At 25.4% G+C, this 25,041-nt stretch carries 19 protein-coding genes; 3 read left to right on the plus strand and 16 right to left on the minus strand.

Annotated features, from left to right (window positions below):
- Positions 1–8: 8 nt before the first annotated feature.
- The 13 genes from gyrA to PSOL_RS02595 all read right to left on the minus strand — a co-directional run bounded on the left by gyrA (position 9) and on the right by PSOL_RS02595 (position 17,387).
- Positions 9–2,501: a DNA gyrase subunit A gene (gyrA, locus tag PSOL_RS02535; protein ID WP_349401802.1), complete on the minus strand. Its 2,493-nt coding sequence runs from the start codon at positions 2,499–2,501 to the stop codon at positions 9–11.
- A 182-nt stretch (positions 2,502–2,683) separates the two neighbouring features.
- The gene (locus PSOL_RS02540; protein WP_349401803.1) at positions 2,684–4,657 is read right to left on the minus strand and encodes a DNA topoisomerase subunit B; all 1,974 of its coding nucleotides are present in this window, start codon (positions 4,655–4,657) and stop codon (positions 2,684–2,686) included.
- A gap of 277 nt (positions 4,658–4,934) precedes the next feature.
- Positions 4,935–5,384 carry a class I SAM-dependent methyltransferase gene (locus PSOL_RS02545; protein WP_349401804.1) on the minus strand — a complete coding sequence of 150 codons (450 nt, stop codon included), beginning with the start codon at positions 5,382–5,384 and terminating at the stop codon, positions 4,935–4,937.
- 10 nt (positions 5,385–5,394) lie between these two features.
- A complete protein-coding gene (rpoD, locus tag PSOL_RS02550; protein WP_349401805.1) occupies positions 5,395–6,810 on the minus strand; it encodes an RNA polymerase sigma factor RpoD in 1,416 nt (471 codons plus the stop codon).
- Positions 6,811–6,893: 83 nt separating this feature from the next.
- Positions 6,894–8,630: a DNA primase gene (dnaG, locus tag PSOL_RS02555; protein ID WP_349401806.1), complete on the minus strand. Its 1,737-nt coding sequence runs from the start codon at positions 8,628–8,630 to the stop codon at positions 6,894–6,896.
- A gap of 4 nt (positions 8,631–8,634) precedes the next feature.
- Positions 8,635–9,996 carry a glycine--tRNA ligase gene (locus PSOL_RS02560; RefSeq protein WP_349401807.1) on the minus strand — a complete coding sequence of 454 codons (1,362 nt, stop codon included), beginning with the start codon at positions 9,994–9,996 and terminating at the stop codon, positions 8,635–8,637.
- A gap of 1,523 nt (positions 9,997–11,519) precedes the next feature.
- Complete coding sequence (gene era, locus PSOL_RS02565) at positions 11,520–12,398, minus strand: GTPase Era (RefSeq protein WP_349401808.1); 879 nt, start codon at positions 12,396–12,398, stop codon at positions 11,520–11,522.
- 22 nt (positions 12,399–12,420) lie between these two features.
- Entirely contained in the window at positions 12,421–12,858 is a 438-nt protein-coding gene (gene ybeY / locus PSOL_RS02570; protein ID WP_349401809.1) for an rRNA maturation RNase YbeY, read from the minus strand.
- A 117-nt stretch (positions 12,859–12,975) separates the two neighbouring features.
- Entirely contained in the window at positions 12,976–13,149 is a 174-nt protein-coding gene (gene rpsU / locus PSOL_RS02575; RefSeq protein ID WP_349401810.1) for a 30S ribosomal protein S21, read from the minus strand.
- 188 nt (positions 13,150–13,337) lie between these two features.
- Positions 13,338–13,925: a lambda-exonuclease family protein gene (locus tag PSOL_RS02580; RefSeq protein WP_349401811.1), complete on the minus strand. Its 588-nt coding sequence runs from the start codon at positions 13,923–13,925 to the stop codon at positions 13,338–13,340.
- Between the two features lie 261 nt (positions 13,926–14,186).
- Positions 14,187–14,429 (minus strand): hypothetical protein, encoded by a 243-nt coding sequence (locus PSOL_RS02585; protein ID WP_349401812.1) that lies wholly within the window; start codon positions 14,427–14,429, stop codon positions 14,187–14,189.
- Positions 14,430–14,439: 10 nt separating this feature from the next.
- Positions 14,440–14,655, minus strand: a complete 216-nt coding sequence (locus PSOL_RS02590; RefSeq protein WP_349401813.1) for a hypothetical protein — start codon at positions 14,653–14,655, stop codon at positions 14,440–14,442.
- Between the two features lie 611 nt (positions 14,656–15,266).
- The gene (locus tag PSOL_RS02595) at positions 15,267–17,387 is read right to left on the minus strand and encodes an ABC transporter ATP-binding protein/permease (RefSeq protein WP_349401814.1); all 2,121 of its coding nucleotides are present in this window, start codon (positions 17,385–17,387) and stop codon (positions 15,267–15,269) included.
- A gap of 756 nt (positions 17,388–18,143) precedes the next feature.
- Here PSOL_RS02595 and PSOL_RS02600 point away from each other — a divergent pair.
- From PSOL_RS02600 to PSOL_RS02610, 3 genes are all read left to right on the plus strand, one after another.
- Entirely contained in the window at positions 18,144–18,590 is a 447-nt protein-coding gene (locus tag PSOL_RS02600; protein ID WP_349401815.1) for a DDE-type integrase/transposase/recombinase, read from the plus strand.
- Positions 18,591–18,621: 31 nt separating this feature from the next.
- Positions 18,622–18,819, plus strand: a complete 198-nt coding sequence (locus tag PSOL_RS02605; protein WP_349401816.1) for an IS3 family transposase — start codon at positions 18,622–18,624, stop codon at positions 18,817–18,819.
- Between the two features lie 1,335 nt (positions 18,820–20,154).
- The gene (locus tag PSOL_RS02610; RefSeq protein ID WP_349401817.1) at positions 20,155–21,447 is read left to right on the plus strand and encodes a hemolysin family protein; all 1,293 of its coding nucleotides are present in this window, start codon (positions 20,155–20,157) and stop codon (positions 21,445–21,447) included.
- Positions 21,448–21,463: 16 nt separating this feature from the next.
- Here PSOL_RS02610 and pth read toward each other — a convergent pair whose 3' ends face one another.
- From pth to infB, 3 genes are all read right to left on the minus strand, one after another.
- Positions 21,464–22,045 carry an aminoacyl-tRNA hydrolase gene (pth, locus tag PSOL_RS02615; RefSeq protein ID WP_349401818.1) on the minus strand — a complete coding sequence of 194 codons (582 nt, stop codon included), beginning with the start codon at positions 22,043–22,045 and terminating at the stop codon, positions 21,464–21,466.
- A gap of 791 nt (positions 22,046–22,836) precedes the next feature.
- On the minus strand, positions 22,837–23,181 hold the full coding sequence (gene rbfA / locus PSOL_RS02620) for a 30S ribosome-binding factor RbfA (protein WP_349401819.1): 345 nt from the start codon (positions 23,179–23,181) through the stop codon (positions 22,837–22,839).
- 3 nt (positions 23,182–23,184) lie between these two features.
- Positions 23,185–25,032, minus strand: coding sequence for a translation initiation factor IF-2 (infB, locus tag PSOL_RS02625; RefSeq protein ID WP_349401820.1), 1,848 nt, complete (start codon positions 25,030–25,032; stop codon positions 23,185–23,187).
- Positions 25,033–25,041 lie beyond the last annotated feature (9 nt).

The raw sequence follows: 25,041 nt of genomic DNA on the forward strand, positions 1-25,041 counted from the left end.
TTTATTTTTTAATCATTGATTTTTAAAGAATCATCATTTGGAACAACTGCGACTAAAACAGCTTTATGAGAGGTTTTTAATTTAATAATTTTTGTTCCTTGGGTGACTTTATTTTTAGTTTCTTTGATTTGAGCAATTGACACCCTTACAACTTGTCCTTTATCAGAAGAAACAATTAAATCTTCTAAAGGGGTAACTGTTTTTAAGGCAATCAGTCTTCCTTTTTCTTCATTGATTTTGATAGTTTTAGAACCTTTGCCGCTACGTGATTGAATCCGATATTGATTAACGCTTGTAATTTTTCCAAAGCCGTTTTCAGTCATTACCAAAATACTTTGTTCTTTGGAATTTTCATCGAATAAAGCAGTTCCAATTAAAAACTCCTCTTCGTTTAAACGCATCCCAATAACGCCCATACTGTTACGACTAGTTTTTCTGGTTTGAGTTTCGTTGAAACAAATAGCATTACCGTTGTTAGATGCTAAAATAATGCTTTGACGACCATTAGTTTTGGCAACTGTAAGAACTTCATCACCTTCTTTTAAACGGATGGCAATTAAGCCTCTTGTTTTAATATTACGATATTCTTTTAAAGGGGTTTTTTTAACTATCCCTTTTTTAGTGGAGAAAAATAAATATTCGTCTGATTGATCAAAATTTTTAACACTAGTAAAAGAAGTTAAAGATTCTCCTTTTTCTAAAGAGAGTAAATTAACCAAAGGAGTTCCTTTAGAAATTCTTTCACTTAAATTAATTTGATATCCTTTTAATTGATAAACTTTGCCTTTGTTAGTGAAAAACAAAAGATAATGGTGAGTGGAAGTGATCGCTAAATGTTCGAGGACATCTTCTTCATATATTTTCATTCCAGCAACACCTTGACCGCCTCTTTTTTGTTGTTTGTAAAGGTCAGTATCCATACTTTTAATGTAACCTTTATTGGTTATTGTAATGACAATTGTTTTTTCTTCAATTAAATCTTCATCTTTATAATCTAAAGGGGCATCCAAATTAAGAACTGTTTTTCTTTGATCTTGATATTTATTTTTAATTTCTAAAAGTTCTTTTTCTAACATTTTTTCTTTTTTTTCCTGAGAATCAATAATACTTCGACATTCAGCAATTTCTTGTGTTAAATTAGTTTCTTCAGAAATTAATTTTTGTGTTTCTTGGTTAGATAATCTTTGTAAACTCATTTCTAAAATAGCTTTACTTTGAATTTCATCAAATTGATATTGAGCCATTAATTTTTGCTGGGCTTCTTTGGCATCCGAAGAATTTTTAATTAATTGAATAACATTTTGGATATCTTTTAAAATAGTTAAAAGAGCGATAACTAAATGTTTTCTTGCACTAGCTTTTTTTAGTTCAAAAGTCTTTTGTTTGTTAATAACTTGAATTCTAAATTGAAAAAAAGCTTCTAAAATTTGTTTTAAAGAAACTAATTGGGGCTTTCTATTAACTAAAGCAACCATGTTAATCCCGAAAGATACTCTTAATTGTGAATGTTTATATAGTTGATTTAAAATAATTTTAGCATTGGCATCTCTTTTTAATTCAATAACTATTTTCATCCCTTGACGGTTGGATTCGTCTCTTAAATCGGTAATTCCTTCAACAATTTTATTTTTAACTAAAAGAGCTATTTTTTCAATTAAAACACTTTTTTTAACTTGATAAGGGATTTCTGTCACAATAATCAAAGGTTTGTTGCCTTTTTCTTCTAAAATATGAGCTTTAGCTTTGAGAATAACTGCTCCTTTTCCAGTTTTGTAAGCACTTTCAAGATTTTTTAAGCCCAAAAGTTCTCCGCCAGTGGGAAAATCAGGTCCTTTGATGTGTTGCATTAATTCATTTAGAGAAATATCTTTATTATGGATATAACTGATTAAACCGTCAACTACTTCACCTAAATTGTGAGTGGGAATTTTAGTTGCCATCCCAACAGCAATCCCAGTAGCACCGTTAATTAACAAATTAGGAATCGCTGTTGGCAAAACTAAAGGCTCTTTTTCGCTACCGTCATAATTATCAACAAAATCAATAGTTTCTTTATCAATGTTTTTAATTAATTCCATTGCAATTTTAGCCATTTTAACTTCAGTATAACGCATAGCAGCTGCTTTATCGCCATCAACGGAACCAAAATTACCATGACCATCAACTAAAGGATAACGATAGCTAAAATCTTGAGCCATTCTTACCATAGCTTCATAAATACTAGAATCACCATGAGGATGATATTTACCTATCACATCCCCAACAACACGAGCTGCTTTTTTATAACTAGTATAACTATAAACACCTAATTCTTTCATTCCATATAAAATACGTCTTTGAACCGGCTTTAAACCATCTTTAATATCTGGTAAGGCTCGAGAAACAATTACACTCATTGCATAGCTTAAAAAAGATTTTCGCATTTCTACACTCAGATTAACTTCTTTGATCTTTCCTTGGTTCAAAATATCTTTTTCTAATTTGGAATTTTGATCACTCATGTTTTTTTGCCTCTTTACTTTTTTTGTTGATTATATAATCGAAGGGTTCAGGGTTAAAAATTAAAAAAGTTAAATGTAAATATGCACAAAAACTTTTTATTATTTTTTTATTTTTTTTGAATTTCGCTTTTTTTAGTGCAGTTTATAAGAAAGGGGGGGGTTAATCAAACTGCATTTAATTTTTAAACATCTAAGACTGCTTCTAAAGCATTATCTAAAATGAATGCTTTTCTTGGAAAAACTTTTTTACCCATTAAGATATTAAAAGTTGAGTCATCTCTTTGGATAGTTTTTTCTTGATGTAAAACACTTAAAGAAGCTTGCAAAAGAGTTCTTGTTTTAGGATTCATCGTAGTTTCCCAAAGTTGATTAGGGTTCATTTCACCTAACCCTTTATATCTTTGAAAACCATCTTTAATATTTTTTTTCATGGCAAAAACAAGTTTATCTTTTTCTTCATAAAAATAAGTAATGTTTTTTCCTTTTTGATATTTATATAGAGGAGGTCTTGCAAAATAAATATAACCTTTTTCAATTAAAACCTTAAAATTTCTGAAAAAGAAAGTTAAAAGTAAGGTTCGAATGTGAGCGCCATCAACATCAGCATCAGTCATAATAATAATTTTATGATAACGAAGTTTATCAAGGTTTATTCCTTTTTCTTTGTTAATATTAATACCTATGCCAATTGCTTGAATTAAGGATTTAATTTCTTTGTTGGCTAAAATTTTGGAAGATTTAGTTTTTTCAACATTCAAGACTTTTCCTCTCAAAGGTAAAATAGCTTGAAAGTGTGAATCTCTACCTTGTTTAGCAGAACCACCAGCAGAATCTCCTTCAACAATATACAATTCAGAAACATAAGGATCTTTACTGCGACAATCAGCCAATTTAGAAGCAAAACCCAAAGAATCAAGTGGTTTATTTCTTACAATTTCACGCGCTCTTTTAGCTGCTAATCTAGCGTTGGCAGAAAGTAAGCATTTATCAATAATTTTTCTAGCATCAAAAGGATTTTCTAATAAAAATTTTTCTAAAAACTCGCCAAAAACTTGCGAAATAATTTGTCTTACTTCAACATTACCTAATTTAGCTTTAGTTTGTCCTTCAAATTGAGGATCTTGATGTTTCAAAGAAATAATAGCTGTAATTCCTTCTAAAATATCTTCACTTAACAAACTTTCATCTTTTTTTAAAAGATTAAATTCCTTAGCATATTTAGATAAATTACGGCTTAAAGCTAATTTGAATCCTTCTTCGTGTGTGCCACCTTCGTGGGTGTGAATGTTATTGACGAAAGAATAAATTTTTTGAGCTTGAGTATAATTTTTAATTATTTGTTCATCTTCTTGGTTGTTTTTTTCATTGTGATTAATAGTATATTCAAAAACAATTTCTAAAACCAAATTAGGAAGTTCTTTTTCTAAATAAAAAACTTCATGAAAAGGTTTTTGAAGATGAGAGTGATTAACAAAATTAAGATAATCTTGTAACCCTTTTTCATGATAAAAACTAAAGCTGATAGGTTGTTCTTGTCTTTGATCGATTAAATTTAATTTAAGACCTTTATTTAAAAAAGATAATTGTTGCATTCGAGCTTTTAAAGTTTTTAAATCATAAACAGTAGTTTCTTGAAAAATTGAAGAATCAGCTAAAAATTTAATAATCGTTCCTTGACGGTTGGTTTTGCCAATAATTTCTAAAGGGGTGACGGTAATCCCTTTTTCATATTTTTGATAATAGATTTTTTTATCCAAATGAATTTCAACACTAAACCAACTAGATAAAGCGTTTACAACTGAAGCACCTACCCCATGTAAACCACCAGAAACTTTATAAGAAGAGTTATCGAATTTTCCCCCTGCATGTAAAGTGGTTAAAATAGTTTCAACCGCTGGTTTTCCGGTTTTAGGGTGAATTCCTACAGGAATGCCTCTACCATTATCGGTAACACTAATAACTTCTCCTGGCAAAACTTCTAAAGTGATTTCATTAGCAAAACCAGCTAAAGCTTCATCAATTGAATTATCAATAATTTCCCAAACTAAATGATGTAATCCTTTGGCAGCGGTAGAGCCAATATACATTCCTGGTCTTTTGCGAACCGCCTCTAAACCTTCTAAAATGTGAATACTATCTGCATTATAATTTTTCAAAAGAAATACCTACTCCTTTGTTGGTTTTAATTGAATTTTAGATAAAAGAATATAAAAATATCAGTATTTTATAATTCTAATCTTAAGATATTATAACATAAAAGAGATCATCATTATCTAAATATCTTTACTAAAAACAGTAAAATCATATGAAAAGATCATTTTTAATAATTTTATCATTTTCACTAACAATCATAATAATTATCAAAAAAGACTATCAAATGATAGTCTTTTTAATTATTTTTTTCAATTTTAACTAATAATCTTGTTTTTTTAATTAAATTTTATTTATCCCAGTTACTTTTAAAAAAGAATATAAAAATTTATCAAATAAATGATTTTCCTCTAAAATGATGAAATTATTTTCTCTTAACCATTGTTTTAAAAAATAATATTTACTTTGAGTTCCTAATAAAAAATGCTTGCTTTTATCGGGGGCTTGTTCCATGATTTTGATAATAGTATGCGTGCCCATACCACAAATTAAAGCTAAATCAAAATCTTGATTGATATTTTGAAAACCATCACTTAAACAAAAAGTTACAGGATAATTTTTAAGATTTTTTTGACATTGCAATAAAGGTTTAACTCTTAAATCAGAAGCGATCGCCTTTTTGATATAACCTTTTTGGAAAGCTTTTTTCAAAACCCAACCATGATCAGCACCAATATCTAAAACAGTATTATAATTTTTAGTTAAAGTGGCAATAAAGGGGATGCGTTTCATTTTTTTATTTTTAATTTTGATATAAACTTTTTAATTTACTTTGTTTGGCTGGCGTTCTTAAACGTCTTAAAGCTTTGGATTCAATTTGACGAATTCGCTCCCTGGTGACGCCAAATAATTGTCCAATTTCTTCTAAAGTATGGGTTTTTCCATTGATAAGGCCATAACGCATTTTTAAAACTTTTTCTTCACGATCGGTTAAAGTATTTTCTAAAACTTCATCTAAAAGTTTTTTAGTCACTTCTTTCATCATGTATTCATGAGGGGATAAAATGTTAGGATCAGAGATAAAATCACCCAAAGAAGTTTCATCTTCTTTATTTTCTCTTGGTGGTGCTTCCAGGGAAATTGGTTTTTTTTCGATGTATTGAATACTTCTTATTTTTTCCACAGGAATTTCCATTTTGCTTGCTAACTCTTCAACTGTTGGTTTTTTCTTTAATTGTTGGGTTAATTTTCTCGTACAAAGAGCCATTTTGTTAATAGTTTCGACAATGTGAACAGGAATTCTAATGGTTCTTGCTTGATCAGCAATGGCTCTTGTTATAGCTTGTCTAATCCACCAAGTGGCATAAGTTGAAAATTTAAAACCTTTTTGATAATCAAATTTATCAACTGCACGCATTAAACCCATGTTACCTTCTTGAATCAAATCTAAAAACAAAATTCCTCTACCAATATAACGTTTAGCAATAGAAACTACCAAACGATAATTTGATTCTACCAAAACATCTTTGGCTTGATGAGCTTGAAAAATTTGAGATTCTAATTCTTCAATTTCTTTGTCGGATAAATAAATTTCTTGCTTGTGGAATTTAGCCATTTTTTGTTTAGCTTTCTTACCCCAAAAGACTGCAATTGATTTTTTTTGTTCTTCTTTTGTTGAAAGCAAAGAAATACGACCTATTTCTTTTAAATACATTCTAACAGAATCATCCATTTTAATGTCAGAACTAATTTGTGAAATATCTTCTTTAGTAAATTTATCATCTTCTGGAACGAATTCTGATTCTATGTCAAGTTCTAAATCTAAGTCTGTCTCTGATTTTGAATCATTTTCTATAAAACAATTAAGAGAATTTAATTCTTTTGTTTCTACTTCTTTTTCCTGAAATTCATCTATTAAAAGAGGGTCTTCTGTGTTTTTTTCTTCATTATTTATATTATCAATATATGAGGAGTTTTTTTCAATATTGTCTAAATTAATTATACTTTGATTTTCATTTGTTGGAGTTATCTTTAAAAAAGAATTATTACTAGAAGAAGAAATAATTTTAATCCCTTGTTTTTTTAACTCTTGTTCAATTTGTTGATAAGAAATTTTTGAGTTTTGGTCCTTGATAAAAGAATTAATTATTTGCGAAGTGATTTCTTTTTTTGTATTGGATTTATCATTTAAGGTTTTAATGATGTCCTTAAAATTCATTTTTAATACCCCTTTTTTTTATTAAATTATTTTCTTATTTTTTTCAAAAATTGGTAAGTTAACAAATTAGTTGATTTTTAATATCACTTTGTTTTTAGTTCTTTTTGTAAATCACTTAATTCATGTAAATATTTTTCTTTTTCTTTGAAGTCAGTAATTGTCTTTAAACTTAATTTTATCCTATCAATTTCTTCTTGTAATTCTTGTTTGTTTTTAGCAATTTTTAATTCTTGAATATATTTTTCAAAGTTAACTTGTTCCAAAGAAACTTTATCTTTAAAAAAATGATGTTTTTTAATTTCTTCCAGCAATAAATTAGTTTCTTCGTTATTACTTTCTGATTCCAAAATAGACCAAGGAATTGATTTTGCTTGTGGATTATTTTGATAATAATTTTTAATTTTGGCAACAAAATAAAGGACTGCAATGCATGAATAAACTGATGCATCATCATTTGTTTGATAATTTTTTTCAAAAAAGAGCCTATTATTGATAAATTCTATTAAAATATGAATTTCTTTATCAAATTTTTTATAGTTAATTGTTTTTTTTGCAGGAATCAAAATTGGAGTGCTTTTGCTTGGTTCGTTAATGGTTAAATTGATAAATAGTTGATATTTTTGTTCAAGATATGCTTGATAAACTGTTTTAGTCGCCAAATCTTGATTTTGAAATAACATTTTTAATTCATTTTCAATCTTTTTTCTATTATTCGAACTAACTTTTTGACAAATTAAATCAATTCGCAAAGATAAAAAATCTATTAAATGATCAGTTAACAATTGATGGTATTTTTGTGCCCCTTTAGTTTTAATATATTCATCAGGATCTAAATTATCAGGGAAATCAAGAATTTTAACTTCAAAATCTTTTTTTTGTAAAGTTGAACCAATTACTAAGGATGCTTTTTTTCCTGATGAATCTCCATCATAAGCAATAATAATTTTTTTAGCCAATTTGTATAAAAGTTGAATATGTTTTTCAGTAAGATTTGTTCCCATGGTGGCAACAACATTTTTCACTCCCGCTTTAAAAGATGCTATAACATCAAAAAAGCCTTCATGCAAAATAATTTTTTCTTTTTTTCTGATTTCCGCTTGATTTTCAAAATATTGATATAAAACTTCACTTTTTTTAAAAAGAATCGTTTCTGGGCTATTTAAATATTTAGGGGTTTGATTGGTTAAACTACGACTTGAAAAAGCAATTATTTTTCCGTTTTGATTAGTAATCGGAAAAATTAATCTATTTTGAAAAAAATCATAAAATTTTCCTGTCTGCTCATCTTGATTAACCAAACTTAAAATTTTTAAATCATGATAATTAAAATTTGTTGCTTCAGTTAAGTAACGTGATAAATAAGTACCATTGGGAGCATAACCTAATTTAAAATGTGTAATAATTTTTTCATCTAATCCTCTTGCATTTAAATATTGTAATGCTTCTTTATTATGTTTTAATTGGACGCAATAAAAATCAGTTGCTTCTTTCATAATTTTATATAAATGGGCATGTTTATTATTGCTTTCGATAGATGTTAAAGAAGTTATACCTAAACGAGATCCTAATTGAATCACTGATTCTCGAAAAGAAACATTTTTAATGATTTGATAAAAAAAAACAGGATTGCCCCCTTTTTTACAAGACATACAAACTGCAATGTTCTTTTCGGGAGAAACCGAAAAAGAAGGGCTTTTTTCGTCATGAAAAGGACATAAACCCATATAATTTTTGCCAGCTTTTTTTAATTGAACGAACTCTTGGACTAAATCAACTATTGAAGTTTTTTCGTTAATTTCTTGAATTAATTGTTTTTGCATGTCTTCACTTTAAAGTTATTTGTTCTAAAACATAGTTTTTAACTTCTTCTAAAGTCATAATTTCTTGTTGCAAAGTATCACGATTTCTTAAAGTAACTGTATTATGTTTCATGGTTTCATTATCAACTGTTAAACAAAAGGGGGTACCTATCATATCTTGTCTACGATATCTTTTACCAATACTTTGGGTATCATCATAACAAACATCAAAATATTTCATCAAATAATTTTGTATTTCTTGAGCTTTATAAGCATGTTCTTTTTTAATTAAAGGCAAAATAGCTATTTTATAAGGTGCTAAAAAAGGATGAAAAGTCAAAACTTGTCTAGGTGTTTTTTGCACTACAGTATCTTCGTGATAATTATTAATTAAAAAAGCTAAAAATAACCTTTCTACCCCTAAAGAGGGTTCAACAACATAAGGAAAATATCTTTTTTGGTTGGTTTCATCAAAATAAGTAAGGTCTTTTTGAGAATGATTATGATGGTTTTTTAAATCAAAATCAGTTCTTGAAGCAATTCCCCAAAGTTCATCTAGGCCCCAAGGAAATTTAAATAAAATATCAGTTGTTTTTTCGGAATAATGACTTAATTCTTCTTTCTTGTGATTTTTTAAAACCAAATTGTCTTTTTTCATTCCTAAATCGATTAAAAATTGATACATAAAATTTTTCCAATATTCAAACCATTCATTTTGTGTTCCTGGCTCACAAAAGAACTCTAGTTCCATTTGTTCAAATTCACAAGTACGGAAAATAAAGTTACCTGGAGTAATTTCATTACGAAAAACTTTACCAATTTGACAAACACCAAAAGGAATTTTTTTACGAGTCGCCTTTAAAATATTTTTAAACTGAATAAAAATACCTTGAGCTGTTTCTGGTCTTAAATAAAGAAGTTTGGAATTTTCTAAAATAACTCCTTGATGAGTTTGAAAAAGCATGTTAAAAGACTTGATTGGAGTCCAATTACTTTTTCCTAAAACTTTATTTTGCACCAAATATTGATGCATTTGTTCGTAAGTCCAATCACCAACATCTAAACCTGGTTGGTGTTCTTCAATTAATTTATCAGCCCGAAATCTTTTATTGTTATCTTTGTTTTCTGTAAGAGGATCAGAAAAAGAATTCAAATGACCAGAGGAGCACCAAACAGAAGAATTCAACAAAATAGAACTATCTAATAAAACATTGTTGCTTTGTTCTTGAACAAACTTTTGCAACCAAGCTTTTTTAAGATTGTTTTTCAATAAACTACCTAAAGGACCGTAATCCCAGCTATTAGCAAGCCCACCATAAATTTCACTGCCAGAAAAAACGAACCCTGTTTGTTTAGCTAAATTAATAATTTTTTCGAAGTATTCCATCAAAAAACTCCTTTTTGTTTTTTTAATTTAATTGTTTAAGTGGAATATAAATGCGCAATACAATTAATGATGATGTCAATATACCATATAATACCTAAGGTAATAGAATTAATCTATTAAACAAAAAAATATTAATTTATAGCAGACATAAACGCGAAATTATCCGAATTAACTGGACAAAAAGTTATTACAAGTCAAAGAGTGATCGCAAAAAAAGATACAAACTAGATATTGTAATAACATAACTTATCGAGTAAGTTAACGAAACTAAGGAGATTGGAAATATTTATAAAACAGTGTTTAACCCCAAAGAATCATCATTATCAGCTATTTAATTATCAATTTCAATAATATTTTGTTATATTTAAATAATATAACTAAAAAATTGATCTAAAACTATAAAGGAATATTACATATGAAACTTGCAGGCCCCTAAAAGTCAAACAAAATACGTTCAGAGAATATATTTTCTAAACATCATTCAATTGATGAATTTCAAAAAAAAAAGAGAAACTATTTAATAATCGTTAGAGTGTAATTTAACTTGAAATAGTGAAAAATAATCGATCAACCAATAAAATAGATAATAGTCGTTATAAAGTGAAAATAATAAATATTTATTTACATATTCAGTTGGAAGAAAAAAAATTGGTAAATTGGTAAATATGAAACAATCAATTGACAAAGCGTAATAGAGTCTAAACTTTCGAACTTACTAGATATAAATACAAGAAAAATTATTAAACAACTAACCTAATCAATACAACCAATCTAAACCCAAAATCAAAATTGGAATGCATTCGCTATACTATTTGACTTCATCATCGGAGTTCAAGGTATCAAAAGAGTAAGTTGGAAAAATTAACCAGTTAGTCAATAATGGAATAATAAAACACTTAATTTCAATAATTTCAAAACAAAAATCGAAAAGTGTTAAAACCATAAAAAGTACGATATTTCTATCATATCTTTTAAAAGTAAATCCAAAAATACTAAAAAAAATAATGAAATTACAAAAAATAGTTTAAATAGTAAAACCACAATCAAAATTACTCAAGAGGAAATTAAAAAAACGGATCAAAATAAATGGATGAATGAAATAATTCATAATAATAAATTAACTAATTGTGCCAAATACAGTTGTTTAAAGACGATAGGACAAAGAAACACAAAACTTCTATAACGGAAAAGTGTCATAAATAAGAAAATACTAACGCTTTATAAAGATTGCCAGCTCAACAAAAAGAACCAACAAATTAAATAATTTTTGAAAAAGGAAGTAAAACACATAAAAATATAAGCTATCCCTAGAAAGGGGGGGATATATTAAAAGTTGTATGTTTCTAAAGTTGTTCGTACAGTTAATTTGTAATTGAAGATAATAAATACAAACCTTCATTTTGATAAGCAACATTTATAACATAAACGCGTCATTTAAAAAAATCTTAATTTTTTTGATTTTTTTGTAATTTAATTAAAAAATTTATCTTTGAATTAAAGCTGTGTTATTTTTTTTAAAGAATTTAATAGCCAAAACGACTTAATAATTCTTTTTGATTGCGCCAATTAGAAACAACTTTGACCCATAAGTGAAGATGACTTTTTATGTTAAAATGGATATTTAAATCTTTGCGAGCGTGAGAACCTATTTCTTTTAATTTAGACCCTTGTGAACCAATTAAAATTTGTTTTTGAGAGCGTCTTTCTACCAAAATTAAAACCCATATTTCTAATAAATCTTTACCTAAATGTTGTATTTTTTCAATAACAACTGTAGCTGCATGAGGTACTTCTTCGTGGACATAATAAAGAATTTTTTCTCTAACGATTTCCGACATCAAAAATTCTTTTTTTTGGTCAGTTATAACATCTTTAGGATAATAAGGGACACCTTCATGCATATTTTGGTAAAGACTATCTTTTAATGGTATGATGTTTTGAGATTTAATGGCAGAAATTGGAATCACGTTTTGAAAAGGAAAATGATTTAAATAACTCAAAATAATAGCATCAATTTGAATTTTACTTTTTAAAGAATCTATTTTATTAATCACTAAAAAAATAGGTTTCTTTTTTTTAAAAATCAAAGTTAATAAAGGTTTTTCTTTGGGATGATAAAAATAATCTGTCACAAATAAAATAACATCAACATCACTTACACTTTGAAAAGCGATTTGATTCATTTTTTGATTCAATAAATATTTATATTGGTTAATCCCTGGTGTATCTACGAAAATATATTGGGCATTTGATTCATGACGAATACCAATAATTTTATGACGAGTAGTTTGTGCTTTATCACTAGTAATAGCTAATTTTTGATTTATTAAAGTATTTAAGAGAGTTGATTTTCCAACATTAGGACGCCCTAAAATAGCAATAAATCCAGATTTAAAACTCATATAAAACCTCAAATTTCTATTTTTAGTTGTTTTTACGTTCTAAATTCATTTTTTTTAAAATTTGCTCTTTTAAATGAATCATTTTTTTTAATTCTTCTTCGTTGCGATGTTGATAACCTTTAAGATGCAAAAATCCATGAACTGCTAAAAAAGCAATTTCTCGTTCTAAACTATGCAATAATTTTTGAGCTTGAATTTGAGCTTGTTCAAAACAAATAAAAACATCCCCTAAAGAATCATCTTTTAAATTCGGGTTAAAAGAAAAATCATTGGGAAATGATAAAACATCTGTAACAAAGTCTTTTTTTCGAAAAAAAGCATTCAGTTGTTGTATTTTTTTTTGAGTGACAAAAACAAGATGCATCTTGTTTTGTTCTTTGACTTTACTAAATAATTTAGTTAATAATTGTTGATAAGCGTTAATATCAAAAGAAGTATGGTTATGAATTTGAATTTTCATCGACTTATATTTCCTCATTTGATTTGAAAGTCATAATTTTTCAAAAATAAAAACTAATAAGAGAAAAAAAGCAAAAAAAGCAACTTTTTTCAAGTAGCTTTTTTATTAATTCAAGCACTAACGTTTTTTACCACGCATGCTTTTTTGACGATTTTTTCTTTGTACGCTAGGTTTAATATAATATTTTTTGCGACGTGCTTCCGCTAAAATACCAGATTTAGCGACTTCACGTTTAAATCTACGCAAAGTTTCTTCAATGGTTTCCCCTTTTCGTAAAAAAGTTTTTGACATTAATTCTCCTACCTCCTTTTCAAAAAAACAATAATTTAATTTCCAATTAACCAACCTCAAACAAATCAAGACGACTAATTATATTATATCTTTTTTTATTTTCTTTGTCAACTTTTTATTTAAATATAAACTTTAATAAAGAAAAAAATTTTAATATTTTTCTTCTTTAAAAACAAAAAAAGCTAGATTTAGAATTTAAGTGTTTCTTGTATTTGTTTACTTTTTTGGAATAATTGGAAAAAAAGATAACATTGCTTAATCATATCTTTGATAAAAATTTCATCTTCTTGAACTTCTTTTACTTTGCTGTAATTATTGCTTTGATAAACTAAAAAATAAGCTTTTAAAGCTTCAGAACAATATATTTGAGCTTGAATTTGGGCATAATAAAAAATAGGAATTTTGTTTTCTTGAAAAAAAGCTCGCCAAGTAAAAGTATTTAAGGAAACAGGACATTTTATTTCTAATAAATTTTGTCTTTTTGCATCCCATCCATCTAAAGAGGCAGACATATAATCTTTGACAAAAACTTTAGGTTTAAAATTAAACTGATTGTTTTGATTAAAAAAAGTACGTGCTTGAGGCTCTAAAATGCGACCTTTTTGCATTGATTGGTTATCTTTGAGCTTGATATTAAAAAGCTTTCTTTTAAGTAATTGTGCTCGTGTTTCAAAGGGATTAAGCCCCATGATAGAAGCTACTTCAGAAGCATTAATATATTTTTGGCGATGTTTGTGCCAAGCTAAAGTATTTTGTTCTAATTCGATATGTTTCATAAATTATCTTTCAAAAAAATAATTTTGTTAACTTTTTCAACTTTTTAGTGTCTATATATATGTAAGTAAAAATTAAAAATTATTTTTAACATCATAACCAATTATATCAAAAAATATACAAAAAAACAAGAAAAGTTGAAAAAAATTAAATTTAAAAAAAGTTCAAAAAATCATCGGCAGTCCAAACTTAAAAAACAACCAATTATAATTGGTCTTTCGTGTGCTGGGATTGATATTTTTTCTAATCTTTCATTAAATACTTTATTGATATTCAATCCTGTTTTGGATATGTGATTTTTTTTTATCATCGGTTAATTTATATAACCATTTGGAAATATCTTGATATTTTAATAATTTTGTAATACTATTCGGAAATGGTTGTTTATGTTCTTTGAACCACAAACGCCCTTCAATACAACTTCTTTTTAAATTTGGCCCCGATATACTATAATAAAGCACGTTATAACGTGCTTTTAATAGAGAAGCATATTTATTTTTTTGCATCTTGTAAAGCTTATTTTTGATTTTTAGCATCGGCTTTGCATTCAATAATAACAATTATATTTTTAGAGTTATCTTTAAAATCAATAATAAAATCAGGTTTTTTGTTGCCTAATAGTTTTTTAATTGTTTGATTACTGCTAATTTGTTTGTTAACATAAACTTCTTCTTGATTATAAGTTTGACTAATCAAATCTCTGGTAAAACTTTCAGTTAATCTTTCATTCATTTTTTTGTCCCCTTTTTGAAAATTTTAGTTAAATGTAAACTCCTTTAATTTATTTTTAATTTAAACATTGATATTTTCTCTCTTTCTAATTATTTATTTTCTTTTGTATTAAATTTTTCTGTATAAAGGGTTATATAGCCTTGTTTATGGTTGAAGTGGAGGTAGTAAGTTGTGTCTACATTGCTTATTTTTTCCACATCTCCTAAAGAAGAACCTAGTTTAAATATTTCGTTATCTATGTTAAATAATCGATTTTTTGACGAAATGTAAAATGATGTTGTGATTTTTAATCTTTCAATTTTTTTTAAAAAATGATCCTAGAAAAAGAAAATAATAAGTTTACTTTGAAAAGCTTTTCAAAAATTATTAGAAAAATTTAAGTCATAATTGTTTTTTTAATAAATTATTAATTTTAATAAAAACTTCTAAAAAATTAGATACAAATAACCTAACTTTTTTTCTTTATTAATTTTTTAAGTGTTTTACCGTATTAAAAAATCTCTTTGTTTAAAAAAAAAGCTAATTTTTAAAAAAAGTTAGCTTTTTATAATAATTTTTTTTATAATAAATAATAAAAATAAACAATTAATCTTTAATTGGTCTTTTTTATTTTATTTATTTAAAATAATATCAATAGGTTTTTTACGAGAAATTTTAATAATTTGATAAAAAGTAGATATCAAAGAAATTGTTAAAGTCATAGTAACTAAAATAAAAACAGTTTTGAAATTAAAATCCATAATATTTATCCAAGCTAAATTAGATGTTTTTTTATTTATGAAATTAATAATATAATAAATTAAACTTAGAGATAAAGTACAATTTATTATTGCAATAATTAATACTTCTTTAATAAAAATCGACATAATATCAAATTTATTTGCTCCAATTGCTTTTAAAACCCCAATATCTTTTATTTTATTTTTGATACTATCTGAAATAAAGTTAAACATTAATATAACTGTGAATATAGCATAATTTAACCCTAAAAAACCAAAAATAATCACTAAATATATTAAAATGGGATTTAAAACATTTATAAAAAATATTGTAGGTATATTTTGTAAAGAAAAATTTGATATTTTATTTTCACATATTAAATTTTTTAATTGTTGATCGTTTAATTTTTCTTTATTACCAATTAATCTTTTAACTCCAAAATCCCAATTATTATTTGTATATTCATTGAATAAATTACCAAAAATATTGTTGAATTTTGTTTGAGAAATAAACATTAAATTTTTATTACCTAATTTTTTATCTAATTCATTTAATTTTTGCCCTATCATTCTTTTTAAAAAATTATCGACCAAATTATTATCATTAATATCTTTTTCTTCTTCGAATTTATTAAAATTATATTCTTCATTTTTCAAATCAACTTTTTTGAAATTTATAATATTTAATATTCTATTTTGTTCTTCTGAATCTATAATTTGATCTCTTATATTATTTTCAAGTTCACTTAACAATAAATTAGAAAACAATATATCATTATCTTCAACATGAAATGTTGGTTTTTGATATCCTATATTGTTCCAAAAGTTTTCTGTATTATCAAATATAACGATATCAATTCTTTTATTATCTTTTATAAAAAAATTTTTTATTTTTTCTGTTATTTCATTTTGATTATCACGAAATAAATTATTTAAAGCTTCTTTTATTTCAGAAGAAAAATAATATTCTTCATAAGAGTAAACAGATTGTAAATCCGCTTCAGGATATTTATTTTTTAAAATTTCTATATCTGAATTTGTCATTTTAGAATAAATATTTTTTAATCTAATAATTAATGGTATCTCTGGATTATTTTTCAAAGACATTATAGAAACTTTTTCTTTATCATAAAAATAAAAAGTTAATGCTAATCCGCAAAAAACTAAAGCAAAAACACTTAAAAAAATATTAAAACATAAACTAGTTATTTTTTTTTTAATATTGTTAATTGCTATTTTAAAAGATTTACTAAAAGGTAAACGAGATTTAATACATTTATAAGAATCTTTAATGGATTCTGCGTTTTGTTTTAATTTTAATGTTTCTTCGAAAATATTTTTATTATTTCTAGTTTTGTCATTAATAATTTTTCCGTCCGCTAACTCAATAACACGATCACCATAGTTATATGCAGCTTCTAAATCATGAGAAATAATAATTACTAATTTTTCTTTAGATATTTTTTGGAAAATTTCAAAAATATTTTTGCTTGTTTTACTATCTAAAGCAGCTGTTGGTTCATCTCCTATTATAATCTCGGGATTTTTTATTATAGCTCTAGCAATAGCTACTCTTTGTTTTTGGCCACCAGATAAATCTTTGATGGAACGATCGGATATATTTATTAAATTAACTTTTTCTAAAATTGATTTAATCATTTGATTATTAACTTTTTTACCCTGAAGTTCTAAAGAAATTGAAATATTTTGATAGATTGTAAAATCATCTAATAAATTATAATCTTGAAAAATGAATCCAATTACAGAATTTCTATAATTATCAAAATCATTATCATTAAAATTTTTTGTAGATTTATTTTTAAATAAAATTTCTCCTTCTGTATACTTGTCAAGCCCTCCTAAAATATTCATTAAAGTTGTTTTGCCGCTACCAGATTTACCAACAATAAAAATTAATCCTTTGGAAGGAAAATTTAAATTAATATTATCTAAAGCTAAAAAAGAATATTTTTTTTGTTTATATAATTTTGAAATATTATTAATTTTTAACATTTTCCTAATAATTATTCTCTTTCTTAATGAATTTTTAATATTTTTTATAAATTTATTAAATTTGAATACATTAAATATCGATAATTTACAATATAAAATACATAAATGACAAAGATAAATATTGATAAACTCCACAAAAATAGAACCAGTTGAGAGCAACAATTTTGTCGAAAAAAAATATGATTTTTTTCGAAAAACCAAATTGCTTATTAATTACTATTATTATATCATGAAAACATTTTTTTAAACAACAAAACGAAAATAAAATAATAATATTTATTATTTTTTAAATTTTATATCAAATAACAAGTTTTATTTTATAATAGTATAAAATACTTGTAACACTAAAATATAAATAAAATTATTTTTTTACGTAATTATGTAATAAATAATATTTTTAAAACATTAAAATCAAAATATTGGCTTTTAAGGTATTTTATATTTGTTATTTGAAAAAGAGGGGGGGGTTCACAAATACATCCTAAAACGTCATATAGAGGCAAAATAATTCTTTAAATGGGTGTTTATATTTTTAATTTAAGAATGTGCGCTGTTCCAAAAGTTTAGACACTTTTTATTTTTTAAAATTTCTTTAAGACTAACTATTAAGTTAGTCTTTTTTTTGTTTTAAAGACTAAAAAAATCATTTCATATCTTTTCTAAAAACGTTTTTAGAAAGGATTAAAATGTTAAGACAAAAATTATTTAAAGATTTTTTAAAAAATAAAAAGTGTCTAAACTTTCGGAACACCTCAGATGCATAAGTTCGGTTTGCTTTCACAAAGAGTTAAACGCAAGCATCAATATTATTATAATTTAGCTATTCAAAAAGAAAATAATTTAAAAAATCTTATTAATAATAATTTTCAAGCCGATACACCTTTACAAAGGTTATGTACTGACGTGACTTATATTTTAATTGGTGCCAAAGGTACAAAAATATATGTATCAGCTATTCTTGATTTATACAACCGACAAATTATCAGTTATAACATTGCAACTATCACTGACATTAATTTTATTTTAGAAACTATCAAACCCATTCCTAAAGTAAATCATTTTTGTATCCTACATTGTGATAGGGGTAGTATTTATACCTCCAAAAGATATCAAAAAGCAGTAAAAGATAAAAATATGTATCAAAGTTTTTCAGCAAAAGCAACTCCAACCGAAAATGCATGTATGGAGTACTTTTTGGGCTAATTTAAAAAAAGAGACTCTCCATTACGAAAAAATGAAATACTTAACCGAAAATCAAGTTAAAAATATTATTCATAAATATATGCATTATTATAACTACAAACGAAAAATGAAAATTCTTAATTATTTATCTCCAATTGAATATAAAAAAAATATTTTAAATAATTGCCGTTCTATTTTTGAATGGTTATTTTTTTTGATTTTTTTTAAATTCTTTCAAAAAAAAGTTTAATTAATTTTTATAATATTGATATAGCGCTTAATTTTGCCCCTTAGTGACGTCTTAGGGGGTATATTAATAAAATTCTCAAATACCCCTTTTAAAATCTTATTAAAGGGCAATATTTTTAGTTTTTAATAAACGATAGTATTTATATACAATAATAAATGCCATACATTTTTCTAAATAAGGTCGTTTTGATTTGTTATTTACTTGCGTTTTTTTGCAATGCCATACATTTTTCCAAAATTGCCATACATTGCGAAAAAGCAAGTAAAACACTAGCAAATCGTCCTCGCGGGGATATCTTTTATAATATATATCTTTTATTATACACTTAAATAATGTTATTGTCAATAGTAAAATTAAATGAAAGTTATTTTTTTACGCAATTATGTTAAAAAACTTATTAATTTTTTATGTTTTTTGTACCACTAAAGAACAACAAAAAAATTTTTTTTATGTTGAAATGCGATTTTAGTAGTGTATAATAAAAGTAATAGTAAACATTTTTTTTGAGTCATGTCTTTTTTGTCTCAAAAAGTGTTGTTCTTTATCAGTTCACTTTTCGTGGAGCTTACCATATAGAATTATCCAAAAAAAATAAACCAAAAAAGAATAACATTTTATCCAAATTGTTTATTATTAAAAAATAATCAGTTTGAAATAAATTTTTCTTTAAAATCGTTCTTTTGGGCTACCAACGATTTTTTGAACTTTTCAAATTAAAAATTAAACTTTTAATTGTTTTATAAAAATAAGCATTCAAACCTTTGCTTTCTATTTTTTTGAAAACGAGTACTTTTTCTACTCACAATTTCAAACATTTTTAAAAATAAATCTTTTTTTCTAAAAAATTAATAATTAAAATTCCAATTTGAAACTTCTTTCAAAATTTTTCTAACTATCATTTCTGAAATTGAATCCGCTTTTTTTCGTAAATTTCGTTTTTATCAAAATTTATTTTTTTAAATATGACCGAACTATAAAATATTTAAAATTGATTTTCATTTCTTGAATAAAATCTTTTGTGATTATTTTCATTTTTTCTTATTTCCTCAAATTAAGAAAATCGACAAAAAAAGACTTACGATTTCGTAAGTCTATTACTTGAATAAATTGAAAAAATTTTTAAATTTTGTAGTCAGTACAAAAAATTGACATTTTTGCATATTTATGTTAAAATAAAGTAAGTTAGTTATTTAAATTTAAATATAAGAGTGAGGTATTGATTTAAAAAAAATATGGACGATAGTGATAGTATAAAATTGTTCAAGATAGATAAGATGCATAAAAAAATTATGCGTCGACAAAATGGTTTTTTCATACCAAAGGTTGTTTTTTAAGATGGGGCCAATATTATTGTTAATCATTTTAATTTTATTAAACGCTTTTTTTGCAGCTAGTGAAATATCTTTTATTTCTACTAATGAAAGTAAAATAGAATTAGATATTAAAAAAGGTAACAAAAAAGCTTTAAGAGTTAAAAAAATCAAAGAAAAGCCAACTGCTTTTTTATCTGTTATTCAAATTATGATTCACATCATTACTTTTTTTCAAGGTAATATTGTAACATCCACTTATCTATCTAATAGTCATAATAGTGATGTTCTTAATAAGTGGCTCAAACCTATATTAATAGAAACGATTATTATTGTTGCTTCTATTATTTTTGGTGAATTAATTCCTAAACGTTTAGCGATGAGTGCTCCTTCTAAAACCGCTTATTTTTTTGCTACTCCGATTTTATTAATATCTTGGATTATTAAGCCTTTAGTTTGGATTTTAACTAAAATAAGTAATCTTTTTTTAATGATTTTTGGTATTAACCCAAATAAAAATAATGTTTCAGTTTCGGAAGATGAACTTCGTTTAATGTTAAACTCAAGTTATCGCAAAGGGATTATCGATAAAAACGAAAATAATATGATTCAAAATATTTTTGATTTTGATCATACAGCTATTTTTGAGGTCATGCGTCATCGCACTCAAGTTGTTGCTATTAATGATGATATTACTAAAGAAGAAATGATTGAATTTATTAGAAATCAAAAATATACTCGTTTTCCTGTTTATGAAAATAATATTGATAACATTATAGGTGTTGTTCACATCAAAGATATTTTTAAATATTTAATGTTTCGTACCGATAATGAAATTTTTAATATCAAAAATTTCATTAGAAAACCTTATTTTGTCCCCGATTCTAAAAATACTAGTGAATTGTTTCGCGAAATGCAATCCAATAAAAATCATATAGCAATAGTTATTGATGAACATGGTGGAACAGCAGGTATTATTACTTTTGAAGATTTAATCGAAGAAATCTTAGGTGAAATTTTTGATGAATATGACAAAGATGAAGAAGTAATGATTAAAGAGGTCGACCAAGGGGAATATATTGCTAATGGTTTTTCTAATTTAGAAGAAATTAAAGAAATTATTAAAATCGAGTTTAATAGTGGAGATTATGATACTTTAAGTGGTTTTTTAATCGGACAATTAGGTAGATTCCCTCAAAAAGATGAAAAAATTAAAATCGCTTACAAAGGATACCAATTCGAAGTTTTACAATGCAAAGATAAAGTTATTTCTAAAATTAAAATTTATAAAGATAATCATTATCCCAAAAAAAAATAAATTAAAAAGCAAGTATTTATAAATACTTGCTTTTGTTTTTAACATTATAATAATTCATCAAGGAATTAAAATCTATTCCTTGAATAAATTTGATTATAATTTCTTGAATGTTATCGATATTTTGCAAAATTTGCTTTTGTTTTTCCAAATTAAAAGGGGTTAAAAGATATTGATTTAAAGTAATTTTGGAGTCATAACCAACCCCTATTTTCAATCTTTTAAATTTATTGGTGTTACAAGAATCAATAATATTTCTTAAACCATTATGTCCTGCGTGACCACCTTGAGGTTTTAATTTAATTTCACCTTCTGGCAAACAAATATCATCTAAAATAACTAAAACATCTTCTATTTTAATTTGATATTTATCTAAAATATTTTTAACTACTTTTCCAGATAAATTCATATACATTTGTGGTTTAACCAAAAAAGATATACAGTTATTAAATTGTATTTGATAAATATGAGCTTTACCTGAATTTTGAATAATTTGATATTTATTTTCTTTTAAAAAAGAGTCTAAAACTAAAAATCCTATATTATGACAAGTATTTTTAAATTCTTGTCCTGGATTACCCAAACCAATAATAATTTTCATGATTATGCCTTTTTATTTTTTTGAAAAATGGTTTGTAAAATATTGATTTTCAAAAAACCAAAAAAATATTGGATAGAAAAGAATGGTCAAACAGATCCAAATATAAACTAATTCAATTAACTATGATAGAAATGTTACTAATACCAACCACATAAAACCTAAAAATCGGCTTGTTTTGTTAACACAAGAAAATAGACATTAACACGAAATTAGTTAAATTCACTAAGCAAAATGTTATCGATAGGGAAAATACGGAAATAGAGAAATTTATCTTCCATAAACACGAAATAAATAAACTTATAAGAAAATTTTTAAGATGTTTCTGTGAAATTGTTAATTAGAACCACAGAAACATCAAAACAGCTATTAAATTAACAAAGAGCTAAAATATATATTCTAAATATATTATCTAGCAACTAAATATAATTAAAATGAGTCTAAAAATAATCAAAGTACGTTATAGAAGTAACTTTGAAATCCCTAAAAGTCACAAAATAAATTCTCCCAGCGCACATAAACATCATTTAGTTGATAGGATAAAAGGTAAAAAGACTATTTAATAATCATTGGAGTAAAACTTAAAACAATCAACTAACAAAAAATGAATAACAACCATTACTGCAGCAATAAAAGAAATAAACAGCGATGTGATAGTGTAAAGCAAGACAGCAAATTTTCAAAAGAGAGAGCAATATAGAAAGATGTATGCTTTAAAAGTTTAGAGTGAGACTAATTTATAGTAAAGTGAATAAATGCAAATCTTTCTCACAAACACATCTAATTTAAAATAATTATTTTTTTATATTTTTTAAAATTTTTTCTATATGGAGACCATAAGATAAAGATTTGTCATATTTAAAAATTAAATTAGGTATTTTTCTAAAATTTTTAATTTTTTTGGCTAATTCCATTCGTATAACTACTTTATTTTGCTCAATCATATCAGAAACTAATTTTAAAATATCTGGAGAGTCACTTAAAATAGTATAATAAATATTAGCAAAAGACAAATCTTTGGTTACTTGAACATCGGTTAAATTAATATAACCTATTTGTTCATCTTGAATAATTTCGTTGATTAAAATCAATTCTTTTTTAATGGCGCTAGCCATTCTTTCAGCTGTTGTTACAATCATTTTCTAATTCTCCATTTTGTTTAATTTAGATGTCTCTATTATATCATTGATAATAAAATCGTTAAAACGATCAAGTAAAATACCACATTCATAACCTTGTTTAGAAGATTTAATATTGTCTTTTAAATGTTTCAAAGAGCTAATTTTACCTTTAAATATAACTTCACCATCGCGAATTATTTTAGCAAAATCATTATTATTGATGATACCTTGAGTAACATAACAACCAGCAATATTACCAATTTTACTAATATGGAATATTTTTCTTACTTCGGCTTGTCCTGTGATAACTTCTTCAAAAATAGGTTTTACCATTTGTTTTAATTTTTTTTCAATATCTTCAATGATGCGATAAATGATGTTATGCATAATAATTTTAATTTTTTGGTTTTGAGCTAATTTTAAAACAGAAGATGATATTTTAATATTAAAACCTATTAAAAGACTTTCTGATGATTCAATTAGAGAAATATCTTTTTCAGTGATAGTACCAACCAAAGCACGCAAAATATTAACTTTTAAATCAGAAACTTTGATTTTTTCAATCATCCCGCAAATAGCTTCTAAACTTCCTTGAGTATCTGCTTTTAAAATAATATTAAGTTCTTTGGGCTGCTCTTTTTCAATATTTTGTAAAATACTTGTTAAATCTTGTGGTAATATTGTTTTAGCTAAAATTTGTTGCTTCTTTGTTTTTAATTCAAAAACAATTTTACGCGCTTCTTTTTCGTTAGCGACAACATAAAAAATATCTCCTGCTTGCGGAACTTCTTTTAATCCTGAAACTCTAACTGGTTGAGAAGGCAAAACCTTTTTTAATGATTTTTTATTTTCATCTTCCATAGAACGTATTTTACCAAAAGTATTACCAACAACAACAATATCACTTACTTTTAGGTTGCCATCACTAACAATAAAAGTAGCAACAGGTCCTAAAGATTTATCCAAACTAGCTTCAATAACTGTTCCTTGGGCTAATTTGTGAGAATCTGCTTTTAGATCTTGAATTTCACTTAAAAGCAAAATTATTTCTAATAATTTATCAAGGCCTTCTTTTTTAAGCGCTGAAATAGATATATAAGAGGTTGTCCCCCCCCATTCTTCAGGTAATAAATCAAAATTAGATAATTCTGTCATAATTTGTTGGCTATTATTGTTTGGCTTATCTACTTTATTAAGGGCAACAATAATAGGTATTTTTTCTTTTTGAGCGTGTTTTAAAGCTTCAATTGTTTGAGGCTTAACGCAATCATCAACTGCAACAACTAAAACGCAAATATTTGTTATTTTAGCTCCTCTAGCTCTCATTTTACTAAAAGCTTCATGGCCTGGGGTATCAATAAAAGTTATTTTATTATTTTGATAATCCACTTGATAAGCGCCAATATGCTGAGTAATCCCTCCAAATTCTTGGTCAACAACTCGAGTTTTGCGAATAGCATCCAATAAAGTTGTTTTGCCGTGATCCACATGGCCCATAATGGTGACAATAGGTGGCATTTTTTCTAAAATTGTTTTGTCTTTTGCTTTTTCTTCTATGATTTTTTTAGTTTTGAATTCGTTTACTGTTTTGACTGTTTCTAAAAATTCAACATTACAAACTTTGGCTAAATTTTTAATTGTTTCTTTATCCAAAATTTGATTAACATTGGCTTGTACTCCTGATTGCAATAATTTCTGAATTAAAGAGGCGCTAGAAATACCAAAAGCTTGAGCTATTTGATAAACTTTATCTTCAGGGTTAAAAGAATAAGTTTTATTTCTCAAATCGTTTTTTAAAGTCTTTTTTGTTTCCAATGCTTTGTTATTTTCACGAGACTCTAATTTATTTTTCTTTTTATCAAAGGTCATTGATATCCC

The sequence above is a fragment of the Candidatus Phytoplasma solani genome (assembly GCF_040126175.1).
GTDB lineage: Bacteria > Bacillota_I > Bacilli_A > Acholeplasmatales > Acholeplasmataceae > Phytoplasma > Phytoplasma solani_A.